The organism is Mitsuaria sp. RG, from assembly GCF_028369275.1.
GTDB lineage: Bacteria > Pseudomonadota > Gammaproteobacteria > Pseudomonadales > Pseudomonadaceae > Aquipseudomonas > Aquipseudomonas peradeniyensis.
Window position 1 is genome coordinate 18,795 of record NZ_JAQMYQ010000056.1, and the last position, 16,078, is coordinate 34,872.

Here is a 16,078-nt window from a genome sequence, read left to right on the forward strand (position 1 = left end):
CTTTCGCGGCACAAGGCCGCTCCTACAGGGATTGCGTCTGGCTTAGTTCAGCACCTGCGCCGGCTCATCCGGCGGCAGGTTGTCCCGGCCGCGTGGCTGCTTCGGCTGCCCGGGCACGGAACCGCCCAACTGCTCGGCCAGCTGCTGCGCCACATCCTCGCCCAGCGCCTTCGACACATCCCGCACCACCCGCGGACGGTTCAGCGTCACGCGGCGGTCCTGGCCCTTCACCAACTTGGTGTCCTGCCCCTCACCCATGGCGGTGAACGCCGAGGTGATCTCGTAGGTGCGGGTGTTGATCAGGCTGAAGTCGGCGACCACGGTCAGGCCCAGCACCGCCGAGTAGCTGTCGGTGTGGTCCAGCGAGTTGATGTCCTGCTGGAAGTCGATGTCCGACAGGGTGCCGAACAGCACGTAGTCGGCACCCTTGAACGCGCCGTTCTTGATGCGGCGGATCACGTCGTAGACGTCTTCCTTCGAGTCGGCGGTATAAGGGCGGCCCTGGACCAGCTGGAACATGCCGGTCTTGAGGATCTCACCCTTGATGTCGCCACCGAACTTGCGCAGTTCGGTCTGCTCGATGTAGCTGTTGAGGCTCTCGTACTCGCTGTAGCTCGACTGGCCGCTGGCGTGGTACATGCCGGCCTGGCCGCTGCTCTGGGCGTTGATGGTGTGGATGTACTCCTCCACCTGCGCCTGGTAGGCCAGGTCGGTCACCGCCACCTTGGGGGCCGCCTGCGCACCGAAGGCGCAGGCCAGGCCGATGATTGCCATCCATGCACGCATCGATCAGCGCTCCGTGGTCTTGCGGATTTCTTTTTCGTCCATCCACTCGGCCAGGCCGCTTTCCACGTCGATCAGCTGCAGGCTGAACTTGTAGAACACGTCCTTGTAGTCGCTGCTGCGCTTGACGATCGAGCTGATCGAACCTTCCAGGCGGTACTTGGCGGCGATCATGTTGCCGGTCTTGGCCACGGTCTTCTTCTTGTACAGGCCGCTCTGGTTCTGCAGCTTGAGCTGGTCGACCTGGCTCTGCATCTCGGTGTTGTCGCTGGCGAAGCGGGCGGCGCCGGACTTCATCAGTTGGGTCTTGATCGAGGTGGTGATCTCGCGGGTATCGATGTACTCGCTGGTCTTGTTCTTCACGTCGTACACCTGCACCACCGGGCGGCCGTGCAGCACGCCGGACTGGGCCAGGGAGCGGGTCATGCTCTCGGCGATCATCTGCAGGTCGGTGGAACCGAACTCGTTGGTCACCAGCTCGACGGCCTTGCTGTCGCCGTAGCTGATGTTCTTGCCGCCGAGAACCGGCGACGGGGTGCTGCAGCCGCTGACCAGGGCGATGGCGATGGCGGCGAGGGAAAGGCGTGCAAACATGGAACGTGCTCCTGAATGGGATTACCGGGTGTGGACTTCGAGGCGGAAGTCGCGGGCAGCAGGGGTCGGGGCGATGGCGGGGAGGAACTTGGCCTGCTTGCCGTACAGCGGCAGGGCCTTCCAGCTCTCTTCGTCGGCCACCGGGAAGCCGTCGTTGCCCAGCCAGGCGAAGCGGTAGTAGAGCGTGCGATTGCTGCGGCTGGTGTTGGTCAGCGCCACGTTGACGGTGAGGTAGCCGTTTTCGCGGGCGACGCGCATCTGGCCGACTTCGATGTCATCCAGCTGGCCCATGGTCACCACCTTGCTGGCGGCGCTGCCGGGGGCAGGGGGCGGGGTGGCGCAGCCGGCCAGGAGGGCGACGGCGGCCAGGGCGAGGCATGTTCTGCGCATGTTCGATCCTTGGGTTACTTGAGGCTGGCGACAGCGGTGGCTGCGGCCTGCGGGGCGACGATGACGGCCGGGCCGCCAGCGAATACGCGGTTGCCGACCACGCGCAGGCTGATCACCTGGTAGGGACGATCGACCTTCACGGTGACCTGGGTGCCACCGAGGCTCGATGGCAGGCTCAGGTGGTGTTCGCCTTGCTTGAGGCGTACCCGGGCCACCTGGGTTTCGTCGGGCAGGGTGCGCCAGGTGCGGGTATCGGCGCCTTCCAGCACGGTGGAGGCGATGCCCACCACCAGCCCGGCCATCGGGTTGGCCTTGTTCAGGTTTTTCTGCGCCACGCCGCGGCTGATGGCGCGTACGCTGGTGCGCAGGATGATGCCCGGCATGTCGTCGCGCAGGGCGCGGCGCGACATGGCCGTGGTGCTGTTGAGCGCGGTCAGGGCCAGGGCCTTGTCGTTGAGCTGGATCTCGCCCACGTGCGCGGTCGAAGTGTCTTCCTTGATGATCGGGAACGACAGCGGGGTGATCACCAGGTTGTCCTGGATCGGCAGCGGCAGTGGGATGCGGATCGAGTCACGGGCCGGGGCCAGGCCGGTCTGCACCACGATCAGCACGTCGCTTTCGCCGGCCTTGGCGCTGTTCTTGTCCAGTTCGAGCAGTGCCTGGTCGAGCAGCGGCGTGTTCGGGCGCAGTTCGGCGGCCTTGCGATAACCCGGCGCGGCCAGGCCTTTCTCACCGAGGGCCTCGTAGACATAGCCGGACAGGTAATGGCTGAAGGCGCTCTGGTAGCTGTTCTTCAGGCCGACCACCTCAGGGGCGTCGAGGCTGGCGACCGGGTAACCCTGCAGGTCCTTGTACTCGGTCTTGATGCCTTCCTTCTCGGCCTGCTCCTCGCGCTTGAGATACTCCTTGTCGCGCAGCTCGGCGATGATCGCCTCGCGCTCGTGGGTCTTCTTGATCTCGGTGCGGGCACCGTCGAAATCGTTCTGTGCCAGCAGGTTCAGGGCCATCTGCGTGGTCAGCATGACTTTTTCGTAGTCATAGCCTTCGTAGCGACGGACCTTGTCGTTGACCAGGTAGCTGCCGAACTGGCTCAGGTACTTGTCGGTGTCGAGCTTGACCGACTCTTCCCACTGGAACACCACGCTGTCGGCCGAGCGCCAGGCGTCCTGGCTGCCCTTGAGGTCACCCTTGGAGCGCAGCAGCTCGCCTTTTTCGAAGTAGTAGAGCAGGTCTTTCTGCTCGCCCTTGTTATTGCTCTCGAGCAGGGCGAGGGCGGCGTCGACGTTGCCGGCGGCCAACTGCTTGTTGGTCTCCTGCAGTTCGCTGTCGTAGCTGCGGAACACCGAGCAGCCGGTGAGCTGCACGGCGGCGACCAGGGTCGCCAGGGTGAGGGCGCGGGATACCATCGGACTTTCTTCTTTCCCTGAAACGGTTGGCCGCGTGGGCGGGGGCGGCAGATCCCTCTGTTTTATCGCCAGAACCTCTCGATGGAGGCGCCTTGATTGCTAATGGCTATTACGGCGGCGCGGGATTATACCCAAAGTAGTAGCGGGGTGATGGCGAATTGCTTCGCATTTTTAGGTTGATGCCATCAGTCGGAAAAAACCGTTCCCAGCGGGTGTTCCGTCAATTTGTCTCAAGATTTTTCATGAAATCTGCCCCTGAGCCTTGAGCGGGGGAGAGTGGAAGTGAACAATGTTCTCTTTCGTATTTCCGTCGAGATTGGCCATGATTTCTCGTTTCCGTCTGCCTGCCTGGCTGCCTGCCCTGTTGCTTGGCCCGGTGCTGGCGCTGTGCAGCCTCCCGACGCTGGCCGAAGCGCCTGCCGAGGCGACCAAGGCGCTGCACCTGCTGGACTACATCGGTGCCGACTACCCGCCGACCGTGCGCGACGGCAAGGTGGTGGACGACGGGGAATACCGCGAGCAGCAGGAGTTCAGTGGCGTGCTGGCCGAGCTGGTCAAGGGCCTGCCCGAGCATGCCGAGCGCGGCGCCCTGGAACAGGGCGTGCAGAGCCTGCGTCAGGCCATCGACCAGCGTCAGGACGGTGCCGCCGTCGCCCGCCAGGCCCGGCAACTGGGTGCGCGCCTGGCAGTGGCCTACGAGGTCAGCCAGGCCCCGGTGATCACCCCCGATCCTGCTCGCGGCGCTTCGCTGTATGCGCAGAATTGCTCGATCTGTCATGGTGACACGGGCCTCGGCGACGGCCCGGCCGGGGTCGGCCTGGAGCCTGCGCCAGCCAACCTGCGCGATGCCGGGCGCCTCGACCAGTTGAGCCTGTTCGACCTGTACAACACCCTCGGGTTGGGCATCGAAGGCACCGAGATGCCGTCGTTCGCCGACCAGCTCGACGAGCGCCAGCGCTGGGACGTGGCGGCCTATATCGCCAGTTTCACCGCCGATCCGCAGGCGGCCAAGGGCGGCAAGACCTGGAACATCGCCGACCTGGCCCGGCAGACCCCGGCCGAAGTCGCCGCCAGCGAAGGCGCGGATGCCGTGGCCGCGTTCCGCGCCCAGCGGGCGCAGCCGCCGCAGGTCAAGCGTGGCCCGGCACAGCTGCTCGAATACACCTCCAGCACTCTGGACAAGAGTCTGGCGGCCTACCGCGCCGGCGACCACGACCAGGCCTACGACCTGTCGGTGGCGGCCTACCTGGAAGGCTTCGAACTGGTGGAAAGCTCCCTCGACAACATCGACGCCCAGGCCCGCAAGGACACGGAAAAGTCGCTGATGGCCTACCGTCAGTCGTTGCAGGACGGCTTGCCGGTGGCCCAGGCCGAACAGCGCCTGGCCGAGGCCAAGGCCAAGCTGGAGCAGGCGTCCAAGCTACTGGGCAGCGATGGCCTGAGCTGGTCGCTGAGCTACATTTCCGGCCTGCTGATCCTGCTGCGCGAGGGCCTGGAGGCGATCCTGGTGCTGGCGGCGATCCTGGCCTTCCTGCGCAACACCGGCCAGCAGTCGGCGGTGCGCAGCGTCAATATCGGCTGGGGCCTGGCGCTGGTCGCCGGTTTCGCCACCTGGGCCCTGGCGGCCTATGTGATCGACGTCGGCGGTGCGCAGCGCGAGCTGCTCGAAGGCTGCACGGCGCTGTTCGCCGCGGTGATGGTGCTGTGGCTTGGCGTGTGGATGCACGATCGCCGCCACGCCGCCGCCTGGCAGGACTACATCAAGAGCAGCCTGGTCAGTGGCGGCGGGCGTTTCGGTTTTGCCGTGCTGGCGTTCTTCTCGGTGTACCGCGAGCTGTTCGAGGTGATCCTGTTCTACGAGACCCTGTGGCTGCAGGCCGGTCCGGCTGGCCATCAGGCGGTGCTGGCGGGCGGCGCCACGGCGCTGGTGCTGCTGGTGGGCCTGGCCTGGGTGATCCTGCGCGGCTCGGCCAAGCTGCCGCTGTCGTTGTTCTTCAGCATCAACGCCGCTTTGCTGTGCGCGCTGTCGGTGGTGTTCGCCGGGCATGGCGTCAAGGCGCTGCAGGAGGCCGGCGTGCTGGGTACGCGGCCGGTGGCGTTCTTCGAGTTCGACTGGCTGGGAATCCACGCCGACGCTTATTCGCTGGGTGCGCAGGCGCTGGCGTTGCTGGCCATCGTGTTCCTCTATGGGCGCAGCCGGTTGGCCGAGAAGCGCCGGGCGGCGGCCAGCTGAGATCAGTGGTGGTTTCTTCGCGGGTAATCCCCCTCCCACAGGTGCTGCGCTGTCTTCAGCAGTGGTGAGTTCCCTGTGGGAGCGGGTTTACCCGCGAAAGGGCCGAACCTGCGACAATGGCTATCCGCCAAACCCAGGAAACAACCAATGCGTGTATGGATCGATGCCGACGCCTGCCCCAAGGCGGCCAAGGACCTGATCGTCAAGTTCGCCCTCAAGCGCAAGCTCGAAGTGGTGATGGTGGCCGGCCAGCCGCAGATCAAGCCGGCCTTCGCCTGCGTGCGGCTGATCGTGGTGCCCAGCGGCATGGATGCTGCCGATGACTACCTGGTGGAGAACGCCGAGCCCGGCGAACTGGTGATCTGCAGCGACGTGCCGCTGGCCGACCGGCTGATCAAGAAGGGCGTGGCGGCGCTGGATCCGCGCGGTCGCGAGTTCGACGAGCGCAACATGGGCGAGCGCCTGGCGGTACGCAACCTGTTCACCGAACTGCGTGAGCAGGGCCAGGTCGGCGGTGGCCAGGCGCCCTATGGTGAACGCGAGAAGCAGGCGTTCGCCAATGCGCTGGACCGGGTTATCACCCGATTGTCGAAGCTGTAGTTGCCCGGGCCTGCTGCGCCGGCCATCGCGGCACAAGGCCGCTCCTACAAGGAAACGCGATCCGCCTGTAGGAGCGGCCTTGCGCCGCGAAAGGGGTGCGTAGCGCCCCAGTGCCTTACTTATCGTTCTCGTGGGTCAGTTCCAGCACCCGATCCACCAGCTTGTAGATGCCGCCCGCCGCTTCGCTGATCGACTTGGCCAGCATATACGCCGGGGTAGTCACCAGCTTGCGCTGGGTATCCTCGACGATATCGTGCACATCGCATTCCTCATGGGTACCGCCCATCTTCACCACCGCCGCGCTGGTGCCGGCGTCGTTGCCGATGGTGCAGACCACGCCTGGGCCGTAGATCTTCGCCGCAAGGGCCGGCGAGATGCAGATCAGGCCAACCGGCTTGCCTGCCTCGGCGAAGGCTTCGGCCAGGGCCAGCACGTCCGGCTGTACGCTGCACTTGTCGCCTTCGACGGCAAAGTTGGAGAGATTCTTGGCCGCACCGAAGCCGCCGGGAACGATGAGGGCGTCGAACTCCTCGACACTGGCCTCGCGGATGTCCTTGACCTCGCCACGGGCGATACGCGCCGATTCCACCAACACGTTGCGCGACTCGGGCATCTCTTCCCCGGTCAGGTGGTCGATCACATGCATCTGCGCAATGTTCGGCGCGAAGCACTGCACCTGGGCGCCACGCTGGTCCAGGCGCAGCAGGGTGATCACGCTCTCGTGGATCTCGGCGCCGTCGTACACGCCGCAACCGGACAGAATCACCGCAACTTTTTTCGTCATGCTCAATACTCCAGTGTCGAGGCGCTAAATGTCCTCTAGTTTGGCAGATGTAGCCATGGGATTTGCCCTTCGGCGGGCCTAATCTTCGTGGACAACCTTGGAGGTGGCCGTTCATGGACCTGATTCTGCTGGCCGTGCCGTTCTTCTTCGTGCTGATCGCGGTGGAGCTGATCGCCGATCGCGTGCGCGGGCGGCGTAACTACCAGCTCGCCGACTCGATCAACAGCCTGAGCACCGGCGCGCTGTCCACCAGCACGGGGCTTCTGACCAAAGGGGTGGGGCTGGTCACCTATGCCGTGGCCTGGGAGCACCTGGCCTGGCTGCGCCTGCCGGCCGATGCCTGGTGGGTGTGGGTGGTCGCCTTCGTGCTCTACGACCTCTGCTACTACTGGCTGCACCGCCTGGGCCACGAGCGCAATGTGCTGTGGGCCGCGCACTCGGTGCACCACCAGAGCGAGGAATACAACCTCACCACCGCCCTGCGCCAGACCAGCAGCGGCTTCCTGTTCTCCTGGATCTTCTACCTGCCGCTGGCGCTGCTGGGCGTGCCGCCGCTGGTGTTCATCACCGTGGCGTCGCTGAACCTGCTGTACCAGTTCTGGGTGCACACCCGCCATGTGCCCAAGCTGGGCTGGCTGGAGTGGATCTTCATCACGCCGTCCAACCATCGCGTCCACCATGCACAGAATCCTTTGTACTTGGATCGCAATTACGGCGGCGTGTTCATAATCTGGGACCGACTGTTCGGCACCTTCCAGGAGGAGGACGAGCGCGAGCCGGTGATCTTCGGCGTGACCACGCCGCTGGCCAGTTGGAACCCGCTGTGGGCCAACGTGCAGTTCTACGCCCAGCTCTGGCATGACGCCCGTCGCGCCGGCAGCTGGTGGGACAAGCTGCGCATCTGGTTCATGCCCACCGGCTGGCGCCCGGCGGATGTGGCCGCCGCTTATCCACAGCCCAAGCAGGACCTGGCGGCGTTTCGCAAGTTCGCGATTCCCCTGGGCGGCGCGCGGCAGGTGTACGTCACCGTGCAGTTCGCGGTCTATGTGGCGTTGGGCAGCTATCTGATGGAGGTGGCGGAGCAGGTGGCGCCTGCAGCCCTGGTATTGGGCTGGACGGTGATGGCGTTCGGGCTGTTCGTGCTGGGGGCGGCGCTGGAGGACCGGCCCTGGGCAGGGCGCATGGAACTGGCACGGCTGCTGTCGAATACGCCGGCGCTGTATCTGGCCGGCGCGCTCGGCTTAGTGCTGGTCACGCCCGTGTTCTGGTGGCTGCTGCTGGGCTACAGCCTGCTCAGCGTCGGCGGCCTGGCCTTCTGCAGCCGCGCGGCGCTCGGCGCGGAGGTTGCGAAAACGTCGACGCAGCCAGAGCGCCAGGCCCAGCACCAGCAGGCCGCCGAGCACCCATAGCTCGTACTTCTTGATGCTGCCGAGCATGCCTTCGAGAATGGCGCCGAAGTGGTAGGCCGCCAGGCCCAGGGCCAGGGCCCACACCGCGGCGCCGATGCCGTTGAGCAGCAGGTAGCGGCGCGGCGGGTAGCCGGACAGGCCGATAGCCACTGGCATCACCGTACGCAGGCCGTAGACGAAGCGGAAACTCAGCACCCAGATGTCCGGATGGCGGCGGATGTGCTCCAGCGCCCGGTCACCCATGGCCTGCCAGCGCGGCTTGCGGGCGAGGATCTTGCGCCCGTGGCGGCGGCCCATGAAGTACCACAACTGGTCGCCGGCGTAGCTGCCGCAGAAGGCCACCAGCACCACCAGCTTGATGTCCATGTATTCGCGGAACGCAAGAAAGCCCGCGAGCACCAGGATGGTCTCGCCCTCGAAGAACGTGCCGAGAAAAAGGGCAAAGTAGCCGAAATCGTTCAGGAATTGTTGAAGCATTTTCTGGCGTGCTGGCGAAATGAACGCGCAGCCTACCCCTTCAGGCGCGCTGGGGAAAGTGTCCAAATGTGTCTCGACGTGAAGATTCCCTGCAACGACAATGACTGCGGCCACAAGTCGCAGGGTTGCGTAAGGATGTAACACAGGCGTCATAATGGCCGCTTATAACTGTCGCGCTGCCCGCCCGCGCGGGCTCAGGAGTCTGCCGTGAGCTTTACCCCCGCCAACCGTCTGTTTCCTGCCACCCGCCTGCGTCGCAACCGCCGGGATGAATTTTCCCGTCGTCTGGTTCGCGAAAACACCCTGACCGTCGATGACCTGATTCTTCCGGTATTCGTGCTGGACGGCGAGGGCCGTCGCGAAGAAGTACCGTCCATGCCGGGCGTAGAGCGCCTGTCGATCGACCTGCTGCTGGAAGCCGCACAGGGCTGGGTGGAGCTGGGTATTCCAGCGCTGGCGCTGTTCCCGGTGACCCCGACCGAGAAAAAGTCCCTCGACGGCGCCGAAGCCTGGAACCCGGACGGCATCGCCCAGCGCGCCACCCGCGCCCTGCGTGCCCGCTTCCCGGAGCTGGGGGTGATCACCGACGTCGCTCTGGACCCGTTCACCACCCATGGTCAGGACGGCATCCTCGATGAAGAGGGCTACGTGCAGAACGACATCACCGTCGAGGCCCTGGTGCGTCAGGCGCTGTCCCACGCCGAGGCCGGTGCCCAGGTGGTGGCCCCGTCGGACATGATGGACGGTCGCCTTGGCGCGATCCGCCAGGCCCTGGAAGAGACCGGCTACGTCAACGTGCGCATCATGGCCTACTCGGCCAAGTACGCCAGTGCCTACTACGGCCCGTTCCGCGACGCGGTCGGCTCGGCGCTGAACCTGGGCAAGGCCAACAAGGCCTCCTACCAGATGGACCCGGCCAACAGCGACGAGGCCCTGCACGAAGTGGCCACCGACCTCGCCGAAGGCGCCGACATGGTCATGGTCAAGCCGGGCATGCCGTACCTGGACATCGTTCACCGAGTGAAAGCCGAGTTCAAGGTGCCGACCTTCGCCTACCAGGTCAGCGGCGAGTACGCCATGCACATGGCCGCGATCCAGAACGGCTGGCTCAGCGAGGCCGTGATCCTCGAATCCCTCACCGCTTTCAAACGGGCAGGCGCTGATGGCATCCTGACCTATTTCGCCGTGCGTGCCGCTCAATTGATGAGAGGGCAGTAACGCCCTCCAGGAACGTCAGATGAATAACGAAGTGCTAACCCCTGTCGAGATCAAGGATGCCCAGGCCGTGCCCGAAGAGATGGTGCAGACCCCGCCCGACCTGCCAGCGGTAGTGGAACCGGAAGCGGTCGCCGAAGCCGCCCCGGCACCCGCGCCTGCGCCGGCTCCGGCGATCGCCGTGCCGAGCCTGGACGACAGCAGCCTGTACATTCATCGCGAGCTCTCGCAGCTGCAGTTCAACATCCGCGTGCTGGAGCAGGCGCTGGATGAGTCGTATCCGCTGCTCGAGCGCCTGAAGTTCCTGCTGATCTTCTCCAGCAACCTCGACGAGTTCTTCGAGATCCGCGTGGCGGGCCTGAAGAAGCAGATCAACTTCGCCCGCGAACAGGCCGGCGCCGACGGCCTGCAGCCGCACCAGGCGCTGGCGCGCATCAGCGAGCTGGTGCACATCGAGGTGGACCGCCAATATGCGATCCTCAACGACGTGCTGCTGCCGGAGCTGGAGAAGCACGCCATTCGCTTCATCCGCCGGCGCTACTGGACGCCCAAGCTCAAGACCTGGGTACGCCGTTACTTCCGCGACGAGATCGCGCCGATCATCACCCCGATCGGCCTCGACCCGACCCACCCGTTCCCGCTGCTGGTGAACAAGAGCCTGAATTTCATCGTCGAGCTCGAGGGTGTCGACGCCTTCGGCCGCGATTCGGGTCTGGCGATCATCCCGGCACCGCGCCTGCTGCCGCGGGTCATCCGCGTGCCGGAAGAGGTCGGCGGCCCGGGCGACAATTATGTGTTCCTGTCGTCGATGATCCACGCCCACGCCGACGACCTGTTCCAGGGCATGAAGGTCAAGGGCTGCTACCAGTTCCGCCTGACCCGTAACGCCGACCTGGCGCTGGACTCCGAGGAAGTCGACGACCTGGCCCGCGCCCTGCGCGGCGAGCTGTTCTCGCGCCGCTACGGCGATGCCGTGCGTCTCGAGGTGGCCGACACCTGCCCGAAACACCTCTCCGACTACCTGCTCAAGCAGTTCAGCTTGAGCGAGAGCGAGCTGTACCAGGTCAACGGGCCGGTCAACCTGACCCGCCTGTTCAGCATCACCGGCCTCGACAGCCACCCGGAGCTGCAGTACACGCCGTTCACCCCGGCGATCCCCAAGCTGCTGCAGAACGCCGACAACATCTTCAGCGTGATCGGCAAGCAGGACGTGCTGCTGATGCACCCGTTCGAGTCGTTCACCCCGGTGATCGACCTGCTGCGCCAGGCCGCCAAGGACCCGCATGTACTCGCCGTGCGCCAGACCCTGTACCGCTCGGGCGCCAACTCGGAGATCGTCGACGCCCTGGTGGACGCGGCGCGTAACGGCAAGGAGGTCACCGCGGTGATCGAACTGCGCGCGCGTTTCGACGAAGAGTCCAACCTGCAGATGGCCAGCCGCCTGCAGGCCGCCGGCGCGGTGGTGATCTACGGCGTGGTCGGCTTCAAGACCCACGCCAAGATGATGCTGATCCTGCGCCGCGAGCAGGGCGAGATCGTCCGCTACGCGCACCTGGGCACCGGCAACTACCACGCCGGTAACGCCCGCCTGTACACCGACTACAGCCTGTTGACCTCCGACGACGCCCTCACCGAGGACGTCGGCAAGCTGTTCAGCCAGCTGATCGGCATGGGCAAGACCCTGCGCATGAAGAAGCTGCTGCACGCGCCCTTCACCCTGAAGAAGGGCATGCTCGACATGATCGCCCGGGAGACTCAGTTCGCCCTGGAAGGCAAGCCGGCGCACATCATCGCCAAGTTCAATTCGTTGACCGACGCGAAGATCATCAAGGCGCTGTACAAGGCCAGCCAGTCGGGCGTGCGCATCGACCTGGTGGTGCGCGGCATGTGCTGCTTGCGCCCGGGCATCCCGGGGGTGTCGCACAACATCCACGTGCGCTCGATCATCGGCCGCTTCCTCGAGCACACCCGGGTGTTCTACTTCCTCAATGGCGGCGAGGAGCAGATCTACCTGTCCAGCGCCGACTGGATGGAGCGCAACCTCGACAAGCGCGTCGAGACCTGCTTCCCGGTGGAGGGCAAGAAGCTGCTGTTGCGGGTGAAGAAGGAGCTGGAGGGTTACCTGACCGACAACACCCAGGCCTGGACCCTGCAGCCGGACGGGCGCTACGTGCGCAGCACGCCGACCGGCAACCAGAATCCGCGCAGCGTGCAGGCGACGCTGCTGGAGCGGCTGAGCAATCCGGTGCTGAACGTTCGGTAGTACCGATATGGGGGCCGCTTTGCGGCCCTTTCGCGGCACAAGGCCGCTCCTACAGGGGCCACTATCGCCTGTAGGAGCGGCCTTGTGCCGCGAACACCGGCGCAGCCGGTGCCATGCCCCGCGGTTTACCGGACGCTGAGAACAAAATTGACCCGCGCCAGCCACTCCGCCTCGTTGGCAAAGTCAGCCTGGGTCAGCTGGTTCTGTTCCAGCCAGCCACTCGGGAATACCACCTCCAGGCTGTTGTCGCCTGCCTGCAGTTCCACCTTGGGCATCTGCTGGGTACCGCGGATATGGTGGAACAGGATGGCGAAGCGCAGCAGCACGCACAGGCGGATCAGCTTGACGCCTTCGTCGCCGAACTCGGCAAACTTGTCCTTGGGAATGTTGCGGCGGTGGCCACGCACCAGCAGGGCCATCATCTGCTGGTCCTCGCGGGAGAACCCTGACAGGTCGGAGTGCTCGATCAGGTAGGCACCGTGCTTGTGGTAGTGGTAATGGGCAATATCCAGTCCGATTTCATGGATTTTCGCCGCCCAACCCAGCAGATCACGCCAGTTTCCGTGCTCCAGGTCCCACGCTGCGGCCACCTGGTCGAAGGCGTGCAGTGCCTTGCGCTCCACGCGCGCGGCCTGGCCCTGGTCGACGTGGTAGCGCTCCATCAGCGAGTTCAGGGTGCGTTCGCGCACGTCCTCGTGGTGATGGCGGCCCAGCAGGTCGAACAGCACGCCTTCGCGCAGGGCGCCGTCGCAGTGGTCCATGCGCTGCAGCTCCAGGGCGTCGAAGATCGCCTCTAGGATGGCCAGGCCCGCCGGGAAGATGGTCCGCCGATCGGGCTTGACCCCTTCGAAGTCGATCTTGTCGGTCTCGCCGAGCTTGAACAGCTTGCGCTTGACCGCCGCCAGGCCCTCGGCGTTGACCTCGCCGCTGCCCTGGCCGATGGCCTTGATCGCCGCGGCGATGGCGCGGATGGTCCCGGACGAGCCGATGGCCTCGTCCCAGGTCAGGCGGTGCAGGGCGTTCTCGATGCTCATCAGTTCCAGGCGCGCGGCGGTGTAGGCCTGGGCGTAGCGCGCCGGGGTGATCTTGCCGTCACGGAAGTAGCGCTGGGTGAAGCTCACGCAGCCCATCTGCAGGCTTTCGCGCAGCAGCGGCTCGAAACGCTGGCCGATGATGAACTCGGTGCTGCCGCCGCCGATGTCGGCAACCAGGCGCTTGCCGGGGGTGTCGGCCAGGGTGTGGGACACGCCCAGGTAGATCAGGCGCGCCTCTTCACGGCCGGAGATGACCTCGACCGGGTGGCCGAGAATGGCTTCGGCGCGCAGGATGAATTCATTGCGGTTGCGCGCTTCGCGCAGGGCGTTGGTGCCGACGATGCGCACCGAACCCTGGGGCATGCCGTTGATCAGCTGGGCGAAGCGCTTGAGGCATTCCAGGCCGCGCTCCATGGCTTCTTCGCTGAGCTTGCGCTCATCGTCGATACCGGCGGCGAGCTGAACCTTTTCTCCAAGCCTTTCGAGGATGCGGATTTCCGTGTGATGGGCCTTGGCCACGACCATGTGGAAGCTGTTGGAGCCCAGGTCGATGGCGGCGATCAGAGACAGGTTCTTCGCGGTGGTGTGCGGCATGGTCTGGAGGTTCTCGGTCGTTAACCCGGCAATCGTGCCACGATCGCGGGCATACGCCAACGAGCGGCACGGCAAGGCTTGATGCATGGCAATGTCATAGCAATGTTATGACCGTGACATGACGGTTTCGATTCGTGGCGTCTTGCACAACTATAGTTACACTCAATCAGCTGTGGCTTCCTGTCGCGCCAGGGTGCGGCTATGATGGGCAACGTTTTTTTATGCTTACGACCTGGAGATATCCATGAGCAGCGATCTTATCAAACATGTCACCGACGCCAGCTTCGAAGCCGACGTACTCAAGGCTGAAGGCGCGGTGCTGGTCGACTACTGGGCTGAATGGTGCGGCCCATGCAAGATGATCGCTCCGGTGCTGGACGACATCGCCTCTGAATACCAGGGCAAGGTGACCATCGCCAAGCTGAACATCGACGAAAACGCCGAAACCCCCGCCAAGCACGGCGTGCGTGGCATCCCGACGCTGATGCTGTTCAAGAACGGCAACGTCGAGGCCACCAAGGTCGGCGCGCTGTCCAAGTCGCAGCTCAAGGCGTTCCTCGACGCCAACGTGTGATGTGACAAAGCCCCGCAAATGCGGGGCTTTTCTTTATCTGTTGTAGGCATTTTCCCTGAGGGCTGGCGAGCCCCGCTATCGCGCCCATCCAGACGGATAGCCCCGGAAAACGGTGGTCAAAACCACTAGACGTCGAAAAAAGCAAGTGTTACATTCGGCCTCGCACTGCTTCTCCAGTGCCCTCTGCACGCCGTCGCCGAAGCATCCCTAATTCGAATCAGTACGCGATCCTGTCGCCATCTAGCGGCGCGGCCTCATTAAGCCAACGCTTAATTTCTCCCTTCCTTACATGATTACGTCACTCCCCTTATGAACCTGACAGAACTCAAGCAAAAGCCGATTACCGATCTTTTGGAAATGGCCGAACAGATGGGCATCGAAAACATGGCCCGTTCGCGCAAACAGGACGTGATTTTCGCCCTGCTGAAAAAGCATGCGAAAAGCGGCGAAGAGATCTCCGGTGACGGCGTGCTGGAGATTCTCCAGGATGGTTTCGGTTTCCTGCGCTCGGCGGATGCCTCCTACCTGGCCGGCCCTGACGACATCTATGTCTCGCCCAGCCAGATCCGTCGTTTCAACCTGCGCACCGGCGACACCATCGTCGGCAAGATCCGTCCACCGAAGGAAGGCGAGCGTTACTTCGCACTGCTGAAGGTCGACACCATCAACTTCGACCGTCCGGAAAACGCGAAGAACAAGATTCTCTTCGAAAACCTGACGCCGCTGTTCCCCAACAAGCGCCTGAAGATGGAAGCCGGCAACGGTTCCACCGAAGACCTCACCGGTCGCGTCATCGACCTGTGCGCCCCGATCGGCAAGGGCCAGCGCGGCCTGATCGTCGCCCCGCCGAAAGCGGGCAAGACCATCATGCTGCAGAACATCGCGGCCAACATCACCCGTAACAACCCCGAGTGCCATTTGATTGTCCTGCTGATCGATGAGCGCCCGGAAGAAGTGACCGAGATGCAGCGCACCGTGCGCGGCGAAGTGGTTGCCTCGACCTTCGACGAGCCGCCGACCCGCCACGTGCAGGTCGCCGAGATGGTCATCGAGAAGGCCAAGCGCCTGGTCGAGCACAAGAAGGACGTGGTCATCCTGCTCGACTCGATCACCCGTCTGGCCCGTGCCTACAACACCGTGATCCCGAGCTCCGGCAAGGTCCTGACCGGTGGTGTCGACGCCCACGCCCTGGAGAAGCCGAAGCGCTTCTTCGGTGCTGCACGTAACATCGAGGAAGGCGGTTCGCTGACCATCATCGCCACCGCGCTGGTCGAGACTGGCTCGAAGATGGACGAAGTGATCTACGAAGAGTTCAAGGGTACCGGCAACATGGAGCTGCCCCTGGACCGTCGCATCGCCGAGAAGCGTGTGTTCCCGGCCATCAACATCAACAAGTCCGGTACCCGCCGCGAAGAGCTGCTGACCGCCGACGACGAACTGCAGCGCATGTGGATCCTGCGCAAGCTGCTGCACCCGATGGACGAGATCGCCGCCATCGAGTTCCTGGTCGACAAGCTCAAGCAGACCAAGACCAACGACGAGTTCTTCCTGTCGATGAAGCGCAAGTAAGCGTTTCAGGCCGGAACTGATAGGGGCTGCTGCGCAGCCCATCGCGGCACAAGGCCGCTCCTACAGGATTATCCATCCCCCTGTAGGAGCGGCCTTGTGCCGCGATGGGGCGCGTAGCGGCCCCAGTTCAGTTTTTTCCCCAAAACACCGCGG

At 64.4% G+C, this 16,078-nt stretch carries 13 protein-coding genes and 1 pseudogene; 7 read left to right on the forward strand and 7 right to left on the reverse strand.

The window, feature by feature from the left end; all coding sequences use genetic code 11:
* Window positions 1-42: 42 nt before the first annotated feature.
* From POF53_RS23055 to POF53_RS23070, 4 genes are read right to left on the reverse strand one after another with little or no spacing between them, the layout of a single operon-like run.
* Window positions 43-786 (reverse strand): penicillin-binding protein activator LpoB, encoded by a 744-nt coding sequence (locus POF53_RS23055; protein WP_232854968.1) that lies wholly within the window; start codon window positions 784-786, stop codon window positions 43-45.
* Window positions 787-789: 3 nt separating this feature from the next.
* Complete coding sequence (gene lpoB / locus POF53_RS23060; protein WP_110735582.1) at window positions 790-1,377, reverse strand: penicillin-binding protein activator LpoB; 588 nt, start codon at window positions 1,375-1,377, stop codon at window positions 790-792.
* A 21-nt stretch (window positions 1,378-1,398) separates the two neighbouring features.
* Window positions 1,399-1,767 (reverse strand): YcfL family putative periplasmic lipoprotein, encoded by a 369-nt coding sequence (locus POF53_RS23065; RefSeq protein ID WP_186716015.1) that lies wholly within the window; start codon window positions 1,765-1,767, stop codon window positions 1,399-1,401.
* A gap of 14 nt (window positions 1,768-1,781) precedes the next feature.
* On the reverse strand, window positions 1,782-3,173 hold the full coding sequence (locus tag POF53_RS23070; protein WP_203649491.1) for a COG3014 family protein: 1,392 nt from the start codon (window positions 3,171-3,173) through the stop codon (window positions 1,782-1,784).
* Window positions 3,174-3,495: 322 nt separating this feature from the next.
* Between POF53_RS23070 and POF53_RS23075 the strand changes: the two genes are divergently transcribed.
* On the forward strand, window positions 3,496-5,406 hold the full coding sequence (locus POF53_RS23075) for a cytochrome c/FTR1 family iron permease (RefSeq protein WP_498969592.1): 1,911 nt from the start codon (window positions 3,496-3,498) through the stop codon (window positions 5,404-5,406).
* A 147-nt stretch (window positions 5,407-5,553) separates the two neighbouring features.
* On the forward strand, window positions 5,554-6,006 hold the full coding sequence (locus POF53_RS23080) for a YaiI/YqxD family protein (RefSeq protein ID WP_203649495.1): 453 nt from the start codon (window positions 5,554-5,556) through the stop codon (window positions 6,004-6,006).
* A gap of 115 nt (window positions 6,007-6,121) precedes the next feature.
* Here the strand turns inward: POF53_RS23080 and elbB are convergent, their stop codons facing one another.
* The gene (elbB, locus tag POF53_RS23085) at window positions 6,122-6,790 is read right to left on the reverse strand and encodes an isoprenoid biosynthesis glyoxalase ElbB (protein WP_498969594.1); all 669 of its coding nucleotides are present in this window, start codon (window positions 6,788-6,790) and stop codon (window positions 6,122-6,124) included.
* A gap of 113 nt (window positions 6,791-6,903) precedes the next feature.
* Here elbB and POF53_RS23090 point away from each other — a divergent pair, with 113 nt between their 5' ends.
* On the forward strand, window positions 6,904-8,199 hold the full coding sequence (locus POF53_RS23090; protein ID WP_498969596.1) for a sterol desaturase family protein: 1,296 nt from the start codon (window positions 6,904-6,906) through the stop codon (window positions 8,197-8,199).
* A 72-nt stretch (window positions 8,200-8,271) separates the two neighbouring features.
* Here POF53_RS23090 and POF53_RS23095 read toward each other — a convergent pair.
* Window positions 8,272-8,829: pseudogene (locus tag POF53_RS23095) on the reverse strand (DedA family protein); the annotation flags it as partial.
* A 54-nt stretch (window positions 8,830-8,883) separates the two neighbouring features.
* Here POF53_RS23095 and hemB point away from each other — a divergent pair.
* Both hemB and ppk1 read left to right on the forward strand, forming a co-directional pair.
* Window positions 8,884-9,894 (forward strand): porphobilinogen synthase, encoded by a 1,011-nt coding sequence (gene hemB / locus POF53_RS23100; protein ID WP_198745209.1) that lies wholly within the window; start codon window positions 8,884-8,886, stop codon window positions 9,892-9,894.
* Window positions 9,895-9,913: 19 nt separating this feature from the next.
* Window positions 9,914-12,154, forward strand: coding sequence for a polyphosphate kinase 1 (gene ppk1, locus POF53_RS23105; protein ID WP_203649509.1), 2,241 nt, complete (start codon window positions 9,914-9,916; stop codon window positions 12,152-12,154).
* Between the two features lie 125 nt (window positions 12,155-12,279).
* On the opposite strand, the gene ppx is transcribed toward ppk1, so the two are convergent.
* Window positions 12,280-13,869, reverse strand: a complete 1,590-nt coding sequence (gene ppx, locus POF53_RS23110) for an exopolyphosphatase (RefSeq protein WP_498969599.1) — start codon at window positions 13,867-13,869, stop codon at window positions 12,280-12,282.
* A gap of 157 nt (window positions 13,870-14,026) precedes the next feature.
* On the opposite strand from ppx, the gene trxA reads away from it, so the two are divergent.
* Both trxA and rho read left to right on the forward strand, forming a co-directional pair.
* Window positions 14,027-14,356: a thioredoxin TrxA gene (gene trxA, locus POF53_RS23115; protein ID WP_203649511.1), complete on the forward strand. Its 330-nt coding sequence runs from the start codon at window positions 14,027-14,029 to the stop codon at window positions 14,354-14,356.
* A 309-nt stretch (window positions 14,357-14,665) separates the two neighbouring features.
* Window positions 14,666-15,925, forward strand: coding sequence for a transcription termination factor Rho (rho, locus tag POF53_RS23120; RefSeq protein ID WP_011536308.1), 1,260 nt, complete (start codon window positions 14,666-14,668; stop codon window positions 15,923-15,925).
* The last annotated feature ends 153 nt before the right edge of the window (window positions 15,926-16,078 follow it).

Excerpts from the sequence above, each read along its gene's own strand:
- rho (WP_011536308.1), top strand. The coding sequence starts at position 14,666 with ATGAACCTGACAGAACTCAAGCAAAAGCCGATTACCGATCTTTTGGAA.
- ppk1 (WP_203649509.1), top strand. The coding sequence starts at position 9,914 with ATGAATAACGAAGTGCTAACCCCTGTCGAGATCAAGGATGCCCAGGCC.
- trxA (WP_203649511.1), top strand. The coding sequence starts at position 14,027 with ATGAGCAGCGATCTTATCAAACATGTCACCGACGCCAGCTTCGAAGCC.
- POF53_RS23055 (WP_232854968.1), bottom strand. The coding sequence starts at position 786 with ATGCGTGCATGGATGGCAATCATCGGCCTGGCCTGCGCCTTCGGTGCG.
- POF53_RS23080 (WP_203649495.1), top strand. The coding sequence starts at position 5,554 with ATGCGTGTATGGATCGATGCCGACGCCTGCCCCAAGGCGGCCAAGGAC.
- POF53_RS23090 (WP_498969596.1), top strand. The coding sequence starts at position 6,904 with ATGGACCTGATTCTGCTGGCCGTGCCGTTCTTCTTCGTGCTGATCGCG.
- elbB (WP_498969594.1), bottom strand. The coding sequence starts at position 6,790 with ATGACGAAAAAAGTTGCGGTGATTCTGTCCGGTTGCGGCGTGTACGAC.
- POF53_RS23065 (WP_186716015.1), bottom strand. The coding sequence starts at position 1,767 with ATGCGCAGAACATGCCTCGCCCTGGCCGCCGTCGCCCTCCTGGCCGGC.
- ppx (WP_498969599.1), bottom strand. The coding sequence starts at position 13,869 with ATGCATCAAGCCTTGCCGTGCCGCTCGTTGGCGTATGCCCGCGATCGT.
- POF53_RS23070 (WP_203649491.1), bottom strand. The coding sequence starts at position 3,173 with ATGGTATCCCGCGCCCTCACCCTGGCGACCCTGGTCGCCGCCGTGCAG.
- lpoB (WP_110735582.1), bottom strand. The coding sequence starts at position 1,377 with ATGTTTGCACGCCTTTCCCTCGCCGCCATCGCCATCGCCCTGGTCAGC.
- POF53_RS23075 (WP_498969592.1), top strand. The coding sequence starts at position 3,496 with ATGATTTCTCGTTTCCGTCTGCCTGCCTGGCTGCCTGCCCTGTTGCTT.